Genomic DNA, 19,712 nt, shown 5'->3' on the forward strand with positions numbered 1-19,712 from the left:
CCAGTATATCATATTTTATAAAAATCGTCCTTTTCAATTCTATAACAAAAGCACACGAAAGACATTTTCGTTGTCTTTCGTGTGCTACATATTCATATCATTATTCTACTGTTACAGATTTTGCTAAGTTTCTTGGTTTATCAACATCTAATCCTTTACCAAGAGATGTGTAATAAGCAATTAATTGTGTCACAACAACACTTAAAATTGGTGCTAATTCCATTTGTACTTTTGGTAAAACGATATCGTCGCCTTCACGTTCGCTTCCTTCCATGGCAATCACCATTGCTTTAGCTCCACGTGCTTTCACTTCTTCGATATTTCCTCTTGTATGGCTTGCAACTACTGGTTCACTTAATAAAGCAATAACTGGTGTTCCTTCTTCAATCAAGGCAATTGTACCATGTTTTAATTCTCCAGCAGCGAAACTTTCCGTTTGTACATATGAAATTTCTTTTAATTTCAATGCTGCTTCCATTGCTACATAATAATCTAAGTGACGACCAATATAAAAGGCATTCGCTGTATCTAATAAGTTTTGATCCACTAATTCTTTGACAACAGATTTTTCGTCTAATACACCTTCGATTGCAGAAGCAATAACGGCTAATTCATGACTCATATCAAATGTTTGAGGACGTCCTTTTGTGCGACGTAATACTTCTGCTAATACAGCCATTACTGTAATTTGTGCTGTATAAGCTTTTGTTGAAGCTACTGCAATTTCTGGTCCTGCATGAAGTAATAATGTATGAGTTGCTTCACGAGATAACGTTGAACCTTTAACATTTGTAATCGTTAATGAAGGGTAACCTTTTTCATTCACTTTTACTAATGCTTGACGGCTATCTGCTGTTTCTCCACTTTGTGTTAAGAAAATAAAGAATGGTTTTTCAGATAAAATTGGTTGGTGATATGCAAATTCACTTGCTAAAAATACTTCAACAGGAATTCCTGCTAATTGTTCTAATAAATATTTTCCAATCCATCCAGCATGGTAACTTGTCCCACAAGCTACAACATAAACACGATCACTTTGTCCAATTTCTTCTAATAATTCACTAGGAACTTCTAATTCACCAGCTTCATTTGTATATTCTTTAATAATACGACGTAATACGGCAGGTTGTTCATCCATTTCTTTTAACATGTAATGAGGATAAGCACCTTTTTCAATATCATCTGCATCTAATTCTGCTTTAAATGGTGCACGTTCCACTGCTTTTCCATCAATTGTTTCAATTTCCACTTTATCTTTTGTAATAGTAATTAATTCTTCATCTTTAATTTCTAAGTAAGTATCCGTTTGAGAAATAGTTGCCATAGCATCTGAACAAATAACATTGAATCCATTTCCTACTCCAACTAATAATGGGCTTTTATGTTTTGCCGCATATAATACTCCTGGAGCTTGTTCATCTAATAAACCGAATGCAAATGATCCACGAATTTCTTTTAACGCACGACGGAAAGCTTCTTTACCAGATAAACCTTCTTTTTCTGCAAAATATTCTACTAAATTCACTGCAACTTCTGTATCTGTTTGAGATTGGAAGTTTACATGTGATAAATAAGTTTCTTTTAATTCAGAAAAGTTTTCAATGACTCCATTATGAACTAATGTAAAGCGTCCATTTTGAGAACGATGTGGGTGAGCATTATTTTCTGTTGCTGGTCCATGAGTTGCCCAACGAGTATGTCCAATTCCTGCAAAAGCAGGAACTGATTCATCCACTGCTTCACGTAAGTTCGCAATACGTCCTACTTTTTTTACTAATTGTGTTGTACCATCAGCATCTGCGATAAATAATCCTGCTGAATCGTATCCACGATATTCTAATTTTTCTAATCCATCTAAAATGACCGTTTGAATACTGTTATCTCCAATACATCCTACAATTCCACACATATATATAGTCTCCTTTAATGAAGGGTTTCCTTCACACAAATTTTTCATTGTTTCTGGTGCATGCAAAAATTTTGTATCCCCACAGAGATTTTTGTATATTGCTGTAGACTGCACTGCCTTGAGTCACCCGCCGAATCATTCGATAAACTCAATCCTCGTCACTTATCATTCTTAATGATAAGCCTGGCGCTATCCTATGTTGCTACCTTTCTTAGCAATTTATTTTCAGAAACATGATTTATCATACACGATTTTGTACTTATTTGTCAAAACTCTCGAATTTTATATTTAATTTTATATATTTTTTATGCAAAAAAGCCATAAGTCACTCATTAGTAACTTATGGCCCTGATTACTTACGAAAATCATTGGCTAATTAATAATAGTCCTTCAACCACCGATTGTCTCTTTTATATTCTTATATAACCTTTATTTACGAGTATGGGAAAATCTTACTGTTAGAACTCGGCAAAAATATTGTAATTCTCCTCTAACCATTTTTCGTCATCAACATGTCTCTTACTTGCAAAGAGCCCAATCGATAATTCATAAGGTACATCAGAGTTTTTATATTTCACTCGTAAATAATATTCTGCAATTCCTTTATAACTCTTCTTAAACTTACGAATACCGCGAATTTTATTCAATGATTCCACATAAAATTCATCAGCATGAATAATAATATGCCCTTTATAAACTAATAAAGCAAAATCCTTTGAAACATACTCGGCATTTTCCACTAAAAGATTCATATGACCTTGAACTTCTGGGAACAGTTCGAATAATTCTTTATAACTCTTATAGTTATGATAAATAATTTTTCCAGCTGCTACTAAAAATCCTAATCCCACAATAAGAAAAATTAAATCTTTTCCCATTTCAATCCATAAATCAAACTTATCAAATTCATCAAAATAGATGTCTGTTCTTAGTAATGAAAACTTATAGATATCACCTAAAATTGTATCATTTTTCGCTTCTCTTTCTTTTTTCTTTGCTAAATTACTTTGTTGAAAAACAGCTTCAAAATCCTGCTGCATTTCTGGAGAAATCTTTACAATTTTTCTTCCTCTTCTTCCCCGTGTAAATTCAGGAACGACTCTTATTTTTAATAAAATTAATTTATTATCAAATGGTCTTGCTTTTGACAGTTTGCTAGCTTCCTCTGCAAGCTCGTCTAATTTATCATTTACTGATTTTAACATATGATAACCTAATTCATCTTCAATGATATAAAAGACTTCTTTTTCATTTGGTAATTCTACTTTTTCGATATCATAAATTCGAATTACTTGAACCTCATCTTCTTCCTTTTCATTAAAAGGCTGATTAATATAAATCTCTTCAATTGGTTCAGTATAACTAACAACATTTTTTAGCATAGTAATAGAAGATATGAAAATTATGAACAAACTAATGAGCAAATATAATCTTGCCCCTTTTGTAATTCTTTTTTTTACTTTCATTTCTAACTCCTTTTTATTGTAAAATTTCGTTTCATTTAGCAATATTTTACTCTAAATACTATTAAAATACTACTTTTTTCAAACAAAAAAGGCGAGATTTCTCTCGCCTTTTGAATCTCTTCTCTGATTAAAATTAAGCTTTACCAGTTGAACCGAAGATATCCATAGTTTCTTTTGTTACTTTAACGATTGCATCAAAACCAGGTTTGATAACTTTACGTGGGTCATAAACATTAGCGTCTGCATTTAATTTAGCACGAACTGCTGCAGTCCATTGTTGTTGTAATTCAGTGTTAACATTGATTTTAGCATGTCCACGTTCGATTGCTTTTTTAATTTGATATTCTGGAATACCTGATCCACCGTGTAATACTAATGGAGCACCAGTAGCTTCAGAAATAGCTAACATTTCGTCAAATCCTAATACAGGTTCACCTGCATAAGTTCCGTGAACTGAACCTAAAGCAGCTGCTAAAGCATCAATTCCTGCTTCTTTAACCATACGTTCACATTCGTGTAAGTCTGCGTATTGGATTCCTCCAGTAACGCCATCTTCAGTACCACCTACAGTACCTACTTCAGCTTCTACAGAAGCGCCTTTTGGATGTGCATATGCAACAACTTCTTTAGTTAATTCAATGTTTTCATCAATTGGATAATGAGAGTGGTCAAACATTACTGAGCTGAAACCAGCATCAATATATTTTTTACATACATCTACAGATGAACCATGGTCTAAGTGTAATGCAACTGGAACTGTAATATCCATAGTTTCTAATAATGCATTTACCATAGCTGCAACTACTAATGGGCCACCCATATATTTACCAGCACCTTCAGATACTCCTAAGATGATTGGTGAATTTGCTTCTTGAGCAGCAGTTAGAACAGCTTGTGTCCATTCTAAGTTATTGATGTTGAATTGACCTACGGCATATTTACCTTCTTTAGCTTTGTTCAACATTTCTGTCATACTTACTAAACGACTCATTTAAAATTTCCTCCTTATACTAGTTTCCTAGTATTTATTTTTACGTTGCTATTATACCCCAAAATTCGTTCGATAGCTAGTTATTTAGAATATTATTATGAAATAATTTCATAATCTATTTTTCTTTTCATAAGATTTCATATATTATCATTTCAATAAATATAAGAATTTTCTTAGAATTTTTTATAGAAATTTTCCTAATTTGTTTTATAATAGTGATAGTATAAACAATTTGGGAGGGATTAATATGAACCAACGTCAAAACAGTTCATATCATAAACGTGCAGTTAGAGAAGCACGTTTCGCAAAACTATTATTTGCTTTTATCGCAATAGCCTCACTCGCTATTGTCATTTTCATTTTAAATATTCCATCAATTATTAATAATGAAAATAAGCTATTAACTAAAAATGTATCTACAAATCAGCAAAGTTCTTCAACCGCTTCAGAAGATAAGGAAGTCCATACCGCTAGAATTACAGCTAGTGGAGATATGCTATATCATGACATTGTTTATGGAAGTGCCTTTGATGGACAAAACTATGATTTCAAAAATGATTACGAGCAAATTACTCCACTCGTTTCTTCAGCTGATTTAGCTCTTGGAGACTTTGAAGGTACGATTAATCCAGATAGACCTTTAGCCGGCTATCCGATTTTTAATGCCCCTGAAGAAGTTGTTCAAAGTATTAAAGATGCTGGATATGATGTTTTAGACTTAGCTCATAATCATATTTTAGATACAGGAATTAGTGGATTAAAATATACAGCTACAGCTTTTAGAAATGCCGGTTTAGATATTTTCGGAGTAAAGGTAGATCCAAATGAAGGAATTTTAGTCAAAGAAGTAAACGGGATTAAGGTCGCTATTTTAGGATTTTCATACGGATTCAACGGAATTGAAGCAAGTATTTCTAAAGAAGATTACGATAATCATTTATATGACTTAAACATGGATAAAGTAAAAGAGCAAATTGAAAAAGCTGAACAAATCGCTGATTTTACAATCATTATGCCTCAGATGGGAGTAGAATATCAGTTAACACCAACTGACGCTCAAGTCGACACTTATCATAAAATGATTGAATGGGGAGCAGATGTTGTATTTGGAGGGCATCCTCACGTTGCTGAACCTACTGAAACTATCGAAAAAGATGGGCAAAAGAAATTCATCATTTATTCAATGGGGAACTTACTATCTAACCAAAGAATTGAAACATTAGATAAAATTTGGACCGAGCGTGGTGTCATTATGGATATTACGATTCAAAAAGAAGGCAATCAAACAACCTTAACAAGCGTACAAGCTCATCCAACATGGGTTTCTCGTACTCCAATTAATCGTACATTCCAAGGCTATCAAGCATATGATTATCAAGTATTTCTAGCAGAAGATTATTTACCAGGTGCAAAATACGCAAATACTGTTGATGAAACAACTCGTCAACGAATTGAAAAAGCTTATCACGAAATGTTAGAGTTATTAAATATTCAATTCTAAAACAAAAACCACACGACAAAAATCGTGTGGTTTTTTATATTCTTTAAAAAGCACTGTAGACAAATTCTGCTACATTTGAAAAATCTGCATGAAGTAGATATAAGCCTAATACTAGAAATAAAACATAAAATGCCATTGTCCATACAAATAATTCATGTTTTTCACTAATCTTTTTGATAGAATTTATACATTTCTTCAGCAACTTCAGGCCATCCTTTCCATCCAGGGTGAACCGTATCATACATAACATAAGGTTCATATTCCTTTGGTGTTAAATCCATAAGTTTATATCCATATGAATTAGTAATTTCTGCTAACTTTTTAGAGTAAACCTCTCTTTGATCTTTACCAATACCAATATAATCATACCAACGTCCATTAATTGGGAAATTAACGACTTCTACTTCTAACCCTAATTCTTTAGCCATTTGTAATACTAATGCATAGTCATCATATTCTGTTGATTGATCATATTTATAATTAGAGTACTTATTTTTTAGTTTTTCTTTACGATTTTTAATTTCAGCATTATATTGGCGATTTTCAACGTAAAATTCATTATTATCTGTTGCTTTTTTTGCTTCATCTAAATACTTATTTTGAATTTCAGCCCAATCATACTGAGGAGTTTTCTCTCCACTAGAAGGCATTGGTTTAACATTTCCTGTAAAATAAAAGGCAATTTTATTATTAAGTGTGTATTTTTCCACATCGAACCAATTTAATAAATCATCTAAAACTGTTCCTTTATTATCCAATAATCGACGTTTGTATCTTTCAAAATTTTGATGTACAAATTTATTATCTTTAGATAACTCTAAAATACGATTTATAAATTTCTCTTTTGTCTCATGACTAAGTTTAGGATTTTTCAATGTATAGTACACATGCTCATTTGAGACACGACTTAAAAATGCTTTTGGATTCATACCATATTGATCAAACCAAATAAATGATTCACTTAAAATAAATTTTTGTTTAGGAATACTATCCGATAATGAACCTAACATTGAAGCTTGAATAATATTTTGAAAATTCCCTCCACCTACAGCCATAATATGAAAATCATCATAATTAAAAAGATGCTTAATATGGAATGGATAATTACTTGGAGTACTCAATTCAGAGGAACCAAACACTACTAAAGTTTTATCATCTATATTATCTTTTATAATATCTCTACTTTTGTATTTGGTATATTCGAAATTATAGCGAATACTATTATCACTTACATGATAATAATCTGCTAATTTCTGATTTAGTACATGAACATATACCCCAAGAGTAAGTAACGCAAGTACCAAGGCTATTCCTAGGGCCTTTATTTTCTTCATTATTGTTTCACCCTAGTTTCGATATATTGAATAATTTTATTTGGGGTATCAATTTCTTCATAAGTTACTTCTGTTGGAGCTACTTCGATACCAAACTCTTCCATTCGAACTAATAATTCCACAAAAGCTAACGAATCCATTAGACCTTCTTCTTTTAAATTAATGTCACGTTCTTCATAAATGACATCATCTTCGCAAATTTCTTCAATGATTGCTAAAACTTTTTCTTCTAACATGATGTTCACCTCTTATTATTTCGTCAATAATTTCACAATAAATTCATATGGTTTCTCAGAAAAAATGAGTAAACCAATCATCACTAAATGCATGGTTACAAACCAACTTACAACCTTATAAGCTGTTTTCTGTTTATATTTTTTATAAAATTTAGATTTCTTCTGATACCATTCAAAGCCAGCCATTAAAACTCCATGATACACACCATAAATAATATAACTCCATGAAAGCCCATGCCAGAACCCCATGAATATCATATTGAGCATATACGCTACCATTGCTGTTGTTAAACGAGTTTTGAACCATTTATATCTCATTGACTTCATTACAATTCTTGAGAAAATAAAATCTCTCAACCATGTTGACAACGAAATATGCCAACGATTCCAGAAATCTTTAATATCGATACTTAAAAATGGTTTATTAAAGTTCATAGGCGTTTGAATTCCCATAATATTACTTACACCGACTGCCATTAAACTATATCCTGCAAAGTCAAAGAATAAGTAAAATGTATATAAATACATATAAGAAACCGTTGTAAATAACAATCCTCTATTTGGAATATGATTCATGGCTAAATACAATAATCCAGATAACACTACTTTATAAACTAATCCTAATAATAGTCTAAATAATCCAGTTCCTAATAATTCAACATATTCTTCTCTCGGAATTGTCTGATGAATATCTTCCATAAATCTTTTACTTCTATCAATCGGTCCCGAACTAATAGTTGGGAAGAATAATAAAAATTGAAGATAATCAATCAAACCAATTGGCTCTTTTATAATTCCATCATATGTTTCAAATATAATTTGTAATACCTTGAAAGTCATATAAGAAACGCCTAGAAATCCGAAAATGGAAACTTTCCATATAACTACTGTTTTTGCGGCAATTAATAACAAACTCGCAAAAAATATAATAGGATATTTCGTAGATTTCTTATCTCTAAAATGAAAGCCTAATCGAACTAATAAATAAGTTTCTACAATAAAGATGACTAAGTTTATAAAATGGTTCGGTTGCTCTTTAAATACTGCTATCGCAATTCCAATTGATAGAACAAAAGTAATCCAATAAACCGATTTTTCAAATAATCGTAAGAGAATTACTGGAATCAGTGCAAAAAACAATGTTCCAAAGAAATCTAAGCCTTCAAAATATTCCATTCTATAACTCCTTTAATTTTTTCTTATCAATCTTACCATTATTGTTTAATGGCATTTCATCTAAAAAGACGATTTTTTTAGGAATCATATATTCTGGAACATATTGCGCTAAATCTTTTTTGATCAATTTACCCGTTGCAAATCGGCTTTCAACTTCTTCTGTATAAACTACATAAGAAATGATAGATTTAATTTTCCCATCTTCTGCATAAGATGGAACCGTTGCAGCTTGGCGAATTTTTGGATTTTTCAATAAATTATTATCAATATCCTCTAATTCAATACGATGTCCATGTAATTTAATTTGGAAGTCAATACGTCCTTCGCAGAATAATAATTCCCCTTCAAAATGACCTAAATCTCCCGTTTTATAGCTACGTTCTCCAACTTCAGGGATAATAAAACTTTTCTGCGTCATTTCTGGATTTTGATAATATCCATTCGCAACTGTATCCCCTTGGATAATAATTTCCCCACTCTGTTCTCCATCAATCGTAACTGTTGTTCCTGGTTTAATTACACCGACTGGTAAATTATTTGGATACTGTTCCAAAATTTCTCTTGTAATCGATATCCATGTAATCATTACAGTAGATTCTGTTGGCCCATAAGTATTTACGACTTCAGCATTTGGGAAACGATCTAATAATTTTTGCGCAGTTGTTGCGAATAATTTTTCTCCACAGAAAACAAATTGATCGACTTGTGGCAATAATTCTTGATTAAAGCTTGGATCGACTAAACACATCTCTGCAAATGACGGTGTTGAAATCCAAACCGTAGCATTTGATTCTTTTAATGTGTTAAATAAAACCTTGAAATCTTGTAAATGCTGTTTATCAATTTGTATTAATGGCGCATTCATATAAAGCGATGGCCATAAAGACATTACTGACAAATCAAATGAAAACGGCGGATGCCCTAAAAATACTTGCGGACCTTTATTTGTATAGTAACCTGTATACCATTTTAAGAAATGATTTAGATTATCATACGTAATCGAAACCCCTTTTGGTTTTCCTGTGCTTCCAGAAGTGAAAATAATATAAAAAATATCTTCATCTTTTACATAATATTTAGGGTCGATACTTTCAGAAGTTGTGCGAAGAATTTCTTTAGTAGCTGAAACATCTAATAATGGAGTTTCTAACTCAATTACTTCACTTGTTAATACAACTGGTGATTGTACCGTTGTAATAATATCTTGTACTCGATCAATGGGTGTATTTACATCTACTGGACAAAATGCACGTCCTGATTTAACACAGGCTAAGAAATATACAAGCATCATTGGGTGCTTATGTCCATAAACAACGATTGGTTGACGATTATATTGCAATCTTTCCTGTAAATAATAGGCTAATTTATCAGAGTATTCCCAATATTCCTCTGGAGATAATTCCTCTTCTAAAAACAAATCATGACGATAGATTTTTTCAGTTTTCCCCTTAAAACTTGATAGTCGATCTAATAACTTTTCAAACACCGTATTCATTTCCCTTCTTTATCATCTAATCGCCTAACAGCCAATGTCTAGACTGTCACATAATAGAAGTATACCATATTATAGATTTTCTGAAAATCGTATTCCTAAAAATAGTAAACTTTTATAAGAAATTTTACCGAAATTCTTCACATTTTAGATTTTTTCTTCAAACTCCCTTCTTTTTACCAATAATAAAAAAGGCTGGAACAACATTGAAGTAACCCCCGTAAATGAGAATTAAATAAAAACACCTCCAAGTTGGATTTGGTACAATGTAATCAAATGCACATGGAGGTGTCTTTTTATAGTTAAAAATCGTGTTGGTAGAAAAATCGTCTACTTCTACCAACACGATTTTACAAAGAGCCAGTACTTACATCTCTTTTTCTCCTGTAAAACTATTGTATCTTGATACTTTAAGGAGTTTCAATCATTCGATCTGTTAACCGTTATTTTTTGGATCTAAACGTAATAACATAGCATTAATGGCGACGATGACTGTTGACACAGACATTAGGATTGCTCCTAATGCAGGGCTTAATGTGATACCAATAGGAGCCAAAATTCCTGCAGCTAGAGGGATAGCTATAAAGTTATAACCAGCTCCCCAAAATAGGTTTTGTTTCATTTTACGAGTTGTTTTGTGTGCTAATTCAATGAATGATTCAATATCTCCTGGATCGGATTGAGTCAATATGACATCAGCTGAATCCAATGCAACTTGAGTTCCAGCACCTATAGCTATACCAACATCTGCTAAGGCAAGAGAAGGAGCATCATTTACACCATCACCTACCATGATAACTTTCTTTCCTTCATCTTTAAGTGTTTTAACTAACTCATATTTGTCTTGTGGAGATTGATTTGATCTATATTCAATCCCTAAATCTACTGCCGCGCCTTGAGCCGCTTTTTCATTATCACCTGTTGCCATAATTGGTCGAATATTGTTCTTTTTAAGAGCTTTAATTAACTCTTTACTCGTTGATTTTAATTCGTCCCCTAAAGCTACAGCACCAATGGCATCATCGTTTTCTACTAAGACACTAAGAGTTGCTCCTTTTGGAGTATCCATATCAAGATTACGTCCATAGGCTTTTTGACTGATTAATTGGTAACGGTGCCCACCTACTTTACCCTCTACTCCAGAACCGGAAATCACATCAATCGAATCAAAAGATGCTGGACGTATATTTTGCTGCTCGGCGAATCTTATAATTGATTGAGCAATTGGGTGGCTAGATCCTCCTTCAATACCTGCCAATAAGGCAATGATTTCCTCTTTTGTATATTTGTCATTAAGAAGTTTTACATCTAATACTTTAAATTCACCAGTTGTTAAAGTACCCGTTTTATCTAAAATAATCACATCTGCATCTTGAGCTATTTCTAAGGCTTGACGGTCTTTTACTAGTAAGCCACGGCTAGCTCCTAAGCTTGTGCTACGGGCGGTTACCAATGGAATAGCCAGACCCAATGCGTGCGGACAAGCAATAACTAATGTAGTAATAGTAAATATAACTGCCGTTGGGATATCTCCAATAATCATCCACACTACAAAAGCAATTAGCGCGACAATAACAGCAATATAGAAGAGCCACCCTGCAACCTTTTGCGCAATATTTTCTGCCCTGGAAGGCTGACTTTGAGCTTGGCTAATTAAAGTCTGTACTTGAGAGATAAAGGATTGATCACCTGTCTCAAGCACTTTAATATAAAGAACCCCTTCTCCATTTGTTGAGCCTCCGATTACTTCATCGCCAGGGCCTTTTTTTACTGCTTTTGACTCCCCAGTTAGAAGAGCTTCATTTAAACGTGATTCGCCACGCTCGATAATCCCGTCTGCTGGCACATTTTCTCCGGCTTGAACACGAATTAAATCACCTATCTTTAAGTCAGCAACTGGTCGTGTTTCAATTGAATCATCTTCTAATACAACGTGAGCATCTTTCGGCACTAACTTAGCCAATGCTGCTTGTGCGTCTCCTGCTTCTCCAATAGCTTTCATCTCAATCCAGTGACCTAATAGCATGATTAATAGTAATGAAGCAAATTCAAAGAAAAAGTCCATCACGTGTCCACCCGTTACGTAGGTAATGATCACAGCATAGATACTATATAAATATGAAACACTTAAACCTAAAGAAACGAGTGCCATCATTCCAGGTTTTTTTTGTTTAAATTCGTCAACTGCACCTTGATAGAATGGACGTCCACCATAAACAATTAATATAGTAGATAAAATAGCTACTACAATATCAGAATATGGAAAAGTAAACTGGAATGGTAGTTTAAATCCATGCAAAGGGGAAAAGAACATAATAATGATTCCTAGTGGCAATGACTTTAAGAAAAGTTCCTTAAAGCTTCCGTGATGATGGTGGGCATGCCCTCCGTGCCCACTGTGCCCGCTGTGATCATGCCCATTATGTCCGCTGTGCCCGTTGTGATCATGCCCAGCATGATGTACTTGATGTTGATCCTTATGGTATCCATGTTTATCTGTGATTCCATGCTCGTGTTTTAACTTATCCATGTTGTCATTATTCATTTTAAATTCCTCCTTATACTTAATGATGATGTAAATGACATTTGCATTGTCCTTCTGGACAATTGCAATCTACTTCTTCTACTGCGAAAGATTTTTTCATCTCTAATATTTTTTCTAGTCGATCTATATCATCGAAGCTTAAAACATGATCTTCAATGATACTTCCTATTACATTTCCGACTTTCTTATTGCAAATACGGTTAAAAATTTCTTCTGCATAATCCCTTACGGCTTCTGTCTCTTCAATATTGGCAGTGTAAATAAACTTTCTACCTTCATGCTCTGTATTTAGTACGCCTTTTCCAACTAATCGACCTAAGATCGTTTTGATAGTGGATTGTGTCCAGTCCATTTTTTCTTGCAATACGGAAATGACTTTTTTACTAGTTACTCGATCATTTGCCCAAACTACACGCATGACTTCCCATTCTGCATCTGTGATATAAGTATTAAATTCCATTGTGCTCATTCTCCTTCCCCTCTATTCGTCTACAGATGTGAACAATTATGATTAAACTAAGTTTACAACTGTAAACGAATTATGTCAAGTCTTTTTAATAATAGAAATTTTTCAGCAGACAAACCTATGAAAAAATTGACTACAGATATCACATATTTGCCTTTCGGTCCTAAACGATTCTATTTATCTTTCATTATGGATTTACATAATGGAGAAATCATTGCTTATACAATTTCCTCAAAACAGGATACTAAGTTTGTATTGGATACATTAAATCAAATTGATTTACCTAAGGATGTTCTACTACATAGAGATCAAGGCAGCGTTTATACTTCTGCTGAATACTACAATCTATGTAATTCAAATTGTAGAAAATTACATCAAATATTATAATGAAAAAAGAATCCAACAAAAATTGGACTACCTGTTTCCGGTATTCAACCGGAGACAGGTAGTCCTAGGGTGTTTTTATTAAATTCTCACTTTTTGGGGTCAGTCCCTTCCAACCTTCAATCCTTTATAACACTAATAAACCTGCACCGATAATTCCATTATCTCCTTTAATCTTAGAAACAACCATTCGTTTCAACACATGTTTTTGTTCAGCATGTAATCGAGTTTCTAAAATTTCTTTAACTAATTCAATGTAATCAGGATTATAATTAGATACACTTCCTCCAAATACAATGACATGTGGATCTAGTAAACAAACCATCGCATGTAAACTACTAGCGATTCCACTCGCTGCTTGACGAATAATATCAGTTGCAACGGCTTCTCCTTGACGCCATTTTTCAAATACATCTTTAGTTGTCACAGAATCATCTTTGTATAATTCTTGAGCTTTCTTTTGAATCCCTACTCCTGAACAAGCTTCTTCTAAGCTCATCCATTGACCAAAGAAATGAACTGGAATAAATCCAATTTCACCTGAGAAACCTGCTCCACGAAGAATTTGGTTGCCCGCAATATTTGTTGCTGCAATTCCAGTTGATAAAGTGACATACGCAAACATTTCTTTTTCTGTTAAATTTTGAAGGCGATATTCTGCATAGGCAGCTACTTTTACATCATTATCAATTTTTACTGGAATATTTCCATAAACTTCTTGTAATCTTTTAACAATTGGGAAATTTGGCCATGGAATATTATTTTGGAAAACTGCTACTCCATTCTCTACATCTACTTTCCCTGGCAAACCAATTCCAATACCTTCCATCTCTTGAATTGAAAATGGATGTTCATTTAACTCTTCATTTATTAATCGAACAACTTGTTCAAATAATGTTTCAGCACTTTCCACTTCACTAGGTGCTTGCCTGCGACTCACAATTTCTCCCTTTTCATTAATAATAGCAACAGCTACTTTTGTTCCCCCAATATCAACACCAATCGATTGTTTCATTAAAAACATCTCCTTTATTTAATCGTTTTCATCGTTATTGTAGCCTGGTTTGAAGTTTTTTGCAATGTAAATTTTTAAATAAAAGAAAAGACCTTCTATAATAGGAATATTATAAAACAGTCCTTATATAGAAAGTCAAAATTTAATTATTTTTTCTGAGATTTAATTTCTGTGATTAAGTCATTTAAATCATCTTCACTAAATTGATATTTTTCACCGCAGAAATGACAAACAATTTCTGCTCCATGATCTTCATCAATTAAATGTTGTAAATCCTCTACACCAATCGATAATAAACCTGCACTAAATCTTTCTCTAGTACAAGGACAATGAAATTCTACTGGTAATTCTTCTAATACTTTAATATTTTCTTTACCTAATAAACGGTTTAATAAATCAATTGGCTCTTCTTGTTGGTCAATCAATTTTGAAACAAGAGGCATTTCACTAATACGTCGTTCAATTTCTACAATCGTTTCTTCACTAGCTCCAGGAAGTAATTGAATCATAAATCCACCTGCAGCACGAACAGATTCATCTGGATTTACTAAAACAGACACACCAACTGCCCCATTAATTTGCTCTGAAACAGCTAAATAATAAGTGAAGTCCATTCCTAATTCACCATCAACAATTGGAATTTGTCCAGAAAAAGGTTCTTTCATTTGTAAATCCTTTATAACAGTAATCGTTCCGTTTGTACCCACAACGCCACGTACATCTAACTTTCCTTTTTCATTTAAAGGTAAGCTTACATGTGGATTTGAAATATAACCTCTCATTTGACCTAAACCATTAGCTTCTGCCATAATTTTTCCACCTGGGCCATCTCCATTGACTTGAACCGTAATTTTTTCTTTTCCTTTTAAACTAGTCGCTAATAATTGAGTTCCAATCATCGTACGACCTAATGCTGCTGTAGCTGCACTCCAAGTATCATGACGTTTTTGTGCTTGAGATACTGCTTCTGTAGCTACTATCGCAACTGCTTTAACTTCATCATTAAAAGCTAATACTTTTAATAAATGATCTTTCATTCTTCATTCCTTCTTTCCTTCATAAAAGAAAAGTGGGAAAGAAAAGCTTTGACTTTCCCTTCTCACTTCCTTGTCATTATTCTAAATCATCTTTTGAATCAGATTCTTCTTCATTATCATCTTGTTTTGCTGCTTCACGTTTTGCTAAAGCCTTTTTAGACTCTTCAAAACTTGCTGCTTCTACTTCACTTGGATACTCTTCTTCAACATCTTCTGTTGGCATTTCTCCAGTTTCGAATAATGCTTTAATTGTACGTTCATCAAGAGTTTCTAATTCTAGTAATTTTTCAGCAATTAGAGTTAATTGATCTTTATGTTCTTCTAAAATTTGTAATGCTTGTGCATAAGCTTCTTTCATAATCGAGCGAACTGCATTATCAATTTCAAAAGCCACTTGATCAGAATAAGCTTTTGTTTGTCCGTAATCACGTCCAATAAAGACTTGATGATTTCCTTCATATTGAACCGTTCCTAATTCATCATACATTCCATATTCAGTAATCATACTACGAACAATTCCTGTTGCTTGCTCGAAGTCATTACTTGCTCCAGTCGTTTTCTCATTAAAGATAAACTCCTCAGCAGCACGTCCACCAAGTAATCCAACTACTTGTTCGAACAATTCTTTTTTAGTCATTAAGAAACGATCTTCTTTTGGAAGCATAATAGCATATCCGCCTGCACGTCCACGAGGAACAATCGTCACTTTATGAACAACACGTGCATCACTTAATACCATTCCGACGATTGTATGACCAGCTTCGTGGAAAGCAACCATTTTACGTTCTTTTTCACTAATTGCACGATCCTTTTTCGCTGGACCCGCAATAACACGGTCATGTGCTTCATCCACATCTAATTTGTCAATCGCTGTTTTATCTCTTCTTGCAGCTACTAAAGCAGCTTCATTTAATAAGTTTTCTAATTCAGCACCAGAGAAACCTGGAGTTTGTTGAGCAATCACTTTTAAGTCCACTTCTTTTGCTAATTTTTTATTTCTAGCATGAACTTTTAGAATTGCTTCACGTCCTTTAACATCTGGACGACCTACTAAAATTTGACGGTCAAAACGTCCCGGACGTAATAATGCAGGGTCTAATACATCGGAACGGTTTGTTGCAGCAATCACGATAACGCCTTCTGTTCCCTCAAAACCATCCATTTCAACTAATAATTGGTTTAGAGTTTGTTCACGTTCATCGTGACCTCCACCCATACCTGTACCACGTTGACGACCAACAGCATCAATTTCATCAATAAAAATAATAGCTGGAGCATTTTTCTTCGCATTTTCAAATAAATCACGAACACGACTTGCCCCTACCCCAACGAACATCTCAACAAATTCAGAACCTGAAATTGAGAAGAACGGAACATTTGCTTCACCAGCAACAGCTTTCGCTAATAAAGTTTTACCTGTCCCTGGAGGACCTTCTAATAAGACACCTGCTGGAATACGAGCTCCTAGAGCTGTAAATTTACGAGGATCTTTTAAGAATTCTACTACTTCTACTAATTCTTGTTTTTCTTCTTCCGCACCTGCTACATCAGAGAAACGAACTTTTACTTTTTGTTTATTTTGATCTGTCGCTTTTGATCGACCAAAATTCATCACGCCACGTGGACCACCTTGTCCCATTTGACTTGATAATAAGTTAAACATTAAGAATCCAAAAATTCCTAATGGCACAACTAATTGTAAGAACAGTGATAACCAAATTCCTGATTGACTTTCAGGAAGAGTAGTAATTTGAGTTCCCGCTTGTTGTGCAGCATTATTAATCTCTGTTACAGTTCCATCATTTGGTAAAACTGTTGTTTTGAAATTTGATGTTTTAGAAGTTCTCTTATCAAATATCGCTAATCCTTTAGAGGATGTATTTGTATTTTCTTTTGCTTCTTTGTATTCTCCAGTAATAGTATATACGGAGTTTGCATATTGCATTTTAATTTCTTTAATGTCACCTTTTTTCAATTCTTGAACGAATTGTGTATAACTAACTTCTGTCGTTTGTCCATTAGAACCTTGATTAAACCAAGAAACTAACCCAACAATTGCCACAAAAATCATAATATACATTAGTCCACTACGAAATATTTGACGATTATTATTTGTATTCATTTTGCCTCCTGCAATTCATAAATGGTTGTATAAAATAGTGTATCACACTTAAAGGTCTTTGACCATTTTTGATAATTAACTTAACCAAATCTTATGATTCATACACTTCTGGTTTTAATACTCCAATATATGGTAAGTTTCTTAATCCTTGTTTGTAATCTAACCCATAGCCAACTACAAATTTATTTGGAACTTCTACTCCAACATAATCTGCATCAATTGCGATAACACGACGTTCTTGTTTATCTAATAATGTTACGATTTTAACGCTTGCTGCTTGACGATGTTTTAATAATTCAACAATATGAGCTAAAGTACGGCCTGTATCAATAATATCTTCCACAATTAATACATGGCGACCTTTTACACTTTGATCCAAGTCTTTCAAAATACGAACTTCACCACTTGATTCAAAAGCATCACCATAACTAGATACATCCATAAAATCCACTTCTAAATCGCAGTCCATCGCACGAACAAGGTCTGCCATAAAGAAAATAGCTCCCTTTAAAATACAAATCACTAATGGATTTTTATCTTGATACTCTGCAGTTAATGTTTTCCCTAATTTTTCAATTGTTTCTTCTAATTCTTTCTTACTAACAACTACTTCTGCAATATAATTATCTAACATGATAGCACCTCTTCTTTTTTTCTATAGACTATTCTTATTCTATCAGTTTCTTTCCTTTTGGACAATGATTGTGTTTTACGAAATCCTAATATTGCGATGATTTCTTTAAAAGAATTTTCTACAATCCACAATTTTTCTCTTTCTTCTTTAGGGATTTTCTGATTAATACACCATCTTCTAATACTTTGATGCTGATTTTCTGTTAAAAGAAAACGATCCTTTTGCTTTCTTCTACGTATAGTTAAGGGAAAATCTTCCATTGAGAGAAACATTTCCCATCCTTGTTCAGCTGTAAATGATATCCTTTCATCTTCTGATAATACAATATCTGCTAATTGAAATCCCTCTATCCTTATTTCTTGATAAGGAATTTCTTTACTTTCTTCTTTTATAATCAATAATTGTTGATATCTTTTTTGGAAACTCCAGCCGTTTGGTAAATTCAAACTCATTTGAGAAGTGTCAGATATAATTGCCTCTTGAATATCTAACACATTTTTAGCACTCAATAAACCTCCAAGTTTTTTAGATATTTCTACTAAAATAACTTTTTGAAGTCCTTGTGGTTGCTTGATGTACCTTCCCTTATCCCAAGACCACCCATTATGTAATTCTAATAGTTCCTGTTCCATCCATTGGTTTGCTAACATTAAAATTACTTCTTGTTGCTCTTGTAAAGTTTTCGTAAATTCGTGGATTTTCTGATTAAACTTAGAATTTTCCTGTTTAAAAAGTGGAATAATTTCCTTTCTAAATCGATTTCTCGTATATTCTAAACTTTGGTTCGAACTATCTTCTTTAAAAGGTATTTGATGAATCGAAGCATATTCGTATAAATCTTCTTTATCAACCGTTAAAAAAGGACGAATGAGATAGCCTTCACTAAAGGGACGAATGGACTTCATTCCAGCAATCCCTTCAATTGTACTACCCCTTGTTAATTTCATTAAAACCGTTTCTGCTTGATCGTCTGCATGATGAGCCACTACAACATATCGAGCTTTATTTTTTTTCATAGATTCTTCCAGTTTTTGATATCGAAACTTTCTTGCTTTTTCTTCAATTCCTACTCTCTGTTCAAACCCTTGTTCCCAATGATAAACTTCTATAGAAATACTTCTTTCATTACAAAAATTTCTAACCATCTCTTCTTCTTCATCGGATTCTTTTCGAAGATGATGATGAATATGAACAACTGAAAACTGTAATGTTGGAAACTTTTTTTGAAGCTTAAAAAAACTCTCTAATAACACCATTGAATCCACCCCGCCTGAAACAGCTAATAAAAAAGATTCCTGTTGCCAATTAGGAACAAATTTTATTAAAAAATTTTCTACTTCCTTCATTCAAACACCTCCATTCTTATTACGACTAACAATGACAAAAATGAGACTGGAAATTTCC

15 protein-coding genes and 1 pseudogene are annotated in these 19,712 nt (G+C 33.2%); 2 read left to right on the top strand and 14 right to left on the bottom strand.

What is annotated here, in order from left to right:
- Positions 1 to 100: 100 nt before the first annotated feature.
- The 3 genes from glmS to fba all read right to left on the bottom strand — a co-directional run bounded on the left by glmS (position 101) and on the right by fba (position 4,366).
- Complete coding sequence (gene glmS / locus HMPREF0446_RS06255) at positions 101 to 1,909, bottom strand: glutamine--fructose-6-phosphate transaminase (isomerizing) (RefSeq protein WP_006703345.1); 1,809 nt, start codon at positions 1,907 to 1,909, stop codon at positions 101 to 103.
- A gap of 458 nt (positions 1,910 to 2,367) precedes the next feature.
- Entirely contained in the window at positions 2,368 to 3,375 is a 1,008-nt protein-coding gene (locus tag HMPREF0446_RS06260) for a hypothetical protein (protein ID WP_006703344.1), read from the bottom strand.
- 133 nt (positions 3,376 to 3,508) lie between these two features.
- Positions 3,509 to 4,366 carry a class II fructose-1,6-bisphosphate aldolase gene (gene fba, locus HMPREF0446_RS06265; RefSeq protein ID WP_006703343.1) on the bottom strand — a complete coding sequence of 286 codons (858 nt, stop codon included), beginning with the start codon at positions 4,364 to 4,366 and terminating at the stop codon, positions 3,509 to 3,511.
- Between the two features lie 247 nt (positions 4,367 to 4,613).
- On the opposite strand from fba, the gene HMPREF0446_RS06270 reads away from it, so the two are divergent.
- Entirely contained in the window at positions 4,614 to 5,867 is a 1,254-nt protein-coding gene (locus HMPREF0446_RS06270; RefSeq protein ID WP_006703342.1) for a CapA family protein, read from the top strand.
- 164 nt (positions 5,868 to 6,031) lie between these two features.
- On the opposite strand, the gene dltD is transcribed toward HMPREF0446_RS06270, so the two are convergent.
- The 6 genes from dltD to HMPREF0446_RS06305 all read right to left on the bottom strand — a co-directional run bounded on the left by dltD (position 6,032) and on the right by HMPREF0446_RS06305 (position 13,119).
- The gene (gene dltD / locus HMPREF0446_RS06275; protein WP_006703341.1) at positions 6,032 to 7,201 is read right to left on the bottom strand and encodes a D-alanyl-lipoteichoic acid biosynthesis protein DltD; all 1,170 of its coding nucleotides are present in this window, start codon (positions 7,199 to 7,201) and stop codon (positions 6,032 to 6,034) included.
- On the bottom strand, positions 7,201 to 7,437 hold the full coding sequence (gene dltC, locus HMPREF0446_RS06280) for a D-alanine--poly(phosphoribitol) ligase subunit DltC (protein ID WP_020991407.1): 237 nt from the start codon (positions 7,435 to 7,437) through the stop codon (positions 7,201 to 7,203). Before dltC ends, dltD begins: the two co-directional genes overlap by 1 nt.
- Before the next feature lie 15 nt (positions 7,438 to 7,452).
- Complete coding sequence (gene dltB / locus HMPREF0446_RS06285) at positions 7,453 to 8,613, bottom strand: D-alanyl-lipoteichoic acid biosynthesis protein DltB (protein WP_006703339.1); 1,161 nt, start codon at positions 8,611 to 8,613, stop codon at positions 7,453 to 7,455.
- Between the two features lies 1 nt (position 8,614).
- Positions 8,615 to 10,108: a D-alanine--poly(phosphoribitol) ligase subunit DltA gene (dltA, locus tag HMPREF0446_RS06290; RefSeq protein ID WP_006703338.1), complete on the bottom strand. Its 1,494-nt coding sequence runs from the start codon at positions 10,106 to 10,108 to the stop codon at positions 8,615 to 8,617.
- A gap of 433 nt (positions 10,109 to 10,541) precedes the next feature.
- Positions 10,542 to 12,650, bottom strand: coding sequence for a heavy metal translocating P-type ATPase (locus HMPREF0446_RS06300; protein WP_006703337.1), 2,109 nt, complete (start codon positions 12,648 to 12,650; stop codon positions 10,542 to 10,544).
- 19 nt (positions 12,651 to 12,669) lie between these two features.
- Positions 12,670 to 13,119, bottom strand: coding sequence for a CopY/TcrY family copper transport repressor (locus HMPREF0446_RS06305; RefSeq protein WP_006703336.1), 450 nt, complete (start codon positions 13,117 to 13,119; stop codon positions 12,670 to 12,672).
- Positions 13,120 to 13,209: 90 nt separating this feature from the next.
- On the opposite strand from HMPREF0446_RS06305, the pseudogene HMPREF0446_RS06310 reads away from it, so the two are divergent.
- Positions 13,210 to 13,585: pseudogene (locus HMPREF0446_RS06310) on the top strand (DDE-type integrase/transposase/recombinase); the annotation flags it as partial.
- Positions 13,586 to 13,627: 42 nt separating this feature from the next.
- Here HMPREF0446_RS06310 and HMPREF0446_RS06315 read toward each other — a convergent pair.
- The 5 genes from HMPREF0446_RS06315 to tilS form a co-directional block, all read right to left on the bottom strand.
- Positions 13,628 to 14,515: an ROK family protein gene (locus tag HMPREF0446_RS06315; RefSeq protein ID WP_006703334.1), complete on the bottom strand. Its 888-nt coding sequence runs from the start codon at positions 14,513 to 14,515 to the stop codon at positions 13,628 to 13,630.
- A 146-nt stretch (positions 14,516 to 14,661) separates the two neighbouring features.
- Entirely contained in the window at positions 14,662 to 15,552 is an 891-nt protein-coding gene (hslO, locus tag HMPREF0446_RS06320; RefSeq protein WP_006703333.1) for an Hsp33 family molecular chaperone HslO, read from the bottom strand.
- Positions 15,553 to 15,628: 76 nt separating this feature from the next.
- Positions 15,629 to 17,674 (bottom strand): ATP-dependent zinc metalloprotease FtsH, encoded by a 2,046-nt coding sequence (gene ftsH / locus HMPREF0446_RS06325; protein WP_006703332.1) that lies wholly within the window; start codon positions 17,672 to 17,674, stop codon positions 15,629 to 15,631.
- Between the two features lie 91 nt (positions 17,675 to 17,765).
- On the bottom strand, positions 17,766 to 18,308 hold the full coding sequence (gene hpt / locus HMPREF0446_RS06330) for a hypoxanthine phosphoribosyltransferase (protein WP_040507612.1): 543 nt from the start codon (positions 18,306 to 18,308) through the stop codon (positions 17,766 to 17,768).
- Positions 18,302 to 19,654 carry a tRNA lysidine(34) synthetase TilS gene (gene tilS, locus HMPREF0446_RS06335; protein WP_006703331.1) on the bottom strand — a complete coding sequence of 451 codons (1,353 nt, stop codon included), beginning with the start codon at positions 19,652 to 19,654 and terminating at the stop codon, positions 18,302 to 18,304. Before tilS ends, hpt begins: the two co-directional genes overlap by 7 nt.
- Between the last annotated feature and the right edge of the window lie 58 nt (positions 19,655 to 19,712).

It is taken from the genome of Granulicatella elegans ATCC 700633, assembly GCF_000162475.2.
GTDB lineage: Bacteria > Bacillota > Bacilli > Lactobacillales > Aerococcaceae > Granulicatella > Granulicatella elegans.

Coding starts and splice junctions, on each gene's coding strand:
- dltA (WP_006703338.1), bottom strand. CDS start 10,108: ATGAATACGGTGTTTGAAAAGTTATTAGATCGACTATCAAGTTTTAAG.
- HMPREF0446_RS06300 (WP_006703337.1), bottom strand. CDS start 12,650: ATGAATAATGACAACATGGATAAGTTAAAACACGAGCATGGAATCACA.
- HMPREF0446_RS06305 (WP_006703336.1), bottom strand. CDS start 13,119: ATGAGCACAATGGAATTTAATACTTATATCACAGATGCAGAATGGGAA.
- HMPREF0446_RS06260 (WP_006703344.1), bottom strand. CDS start 3,375: ATGAAAGTAAAAAAAAGAATTACAAAAGGGGCAAGATTATATTTGCTC.
- HMPREF0446_RS06270 (WP_006703342.1), top strand. CDS start 4,614: ATGAACCAACGTCAAAACAGTTCATATCATAAACGTGCAGTTAGAGAA.
- dltC (WP_020991407.1), bottom strand. CDS start 7,437: ATGTTAGAAGAAAAAGTTTTAGCAATCATTGAAGAAATTTGCGAAGAT.
- dltD (WP_006703341.1), bottom strand. CDS start 7,201: ATGAAGAAAATAAAGGCCCTAGGAATAGCCTTGGTACTTGCGTTACTT.
- glmS (WP_006703345.1), bottom strand. CDS start 1,909: ATGTGTGGAATTGTAGGATGTATTGGAGATAACAGTATTCAAACGGTC.
- tilS (WP_006703331.1), bottom strand. CDS start 19,654: ATGAAGGAAGTAGAAAATTTTTTAATAAAATTTGTTCCTAATTGGCAA.
- dltB (WP_006703339.1), bottom strand. CDS start 8,613: ATGGAATATTTTGAAGGCTTAGATTTCTTTGGAACATTGTTTTTTGCA.
- HMPREF0446_RS06315 (WP_006703334.1), bottom strand. CDS start 14,515: ATGAAACAATCGATTGGTGTTGATATTGGGGGAACAAAAGTAGCTGTT.
- ftsH (WP_006703332.1), bottom strand. CDS start 17,674: ATGAATACAAATAATAATCGTCAAATATTTCGTAGTGGACTAATGTAT.
- fba (WP_006703343.1), bottom strand. CDS start 4,366: ATGAGTCGTTTAGTAAGTATGACAGAAATGTTGAACAAAGCTAAAGAA.
- hslO (WP_006703333.1), bottom strand. CDS start 15,552: ATGAAAGATCATTTATTAAAAGTATTAGCTTTTAATGATGAAGTTAAA.
- hpt (WP_040507612.1), bottom strand. CDS start 18,308: ATGTTAGATAATTATATTGCAGAAGTAGTTGTTAGTAAGAAAGAATTA.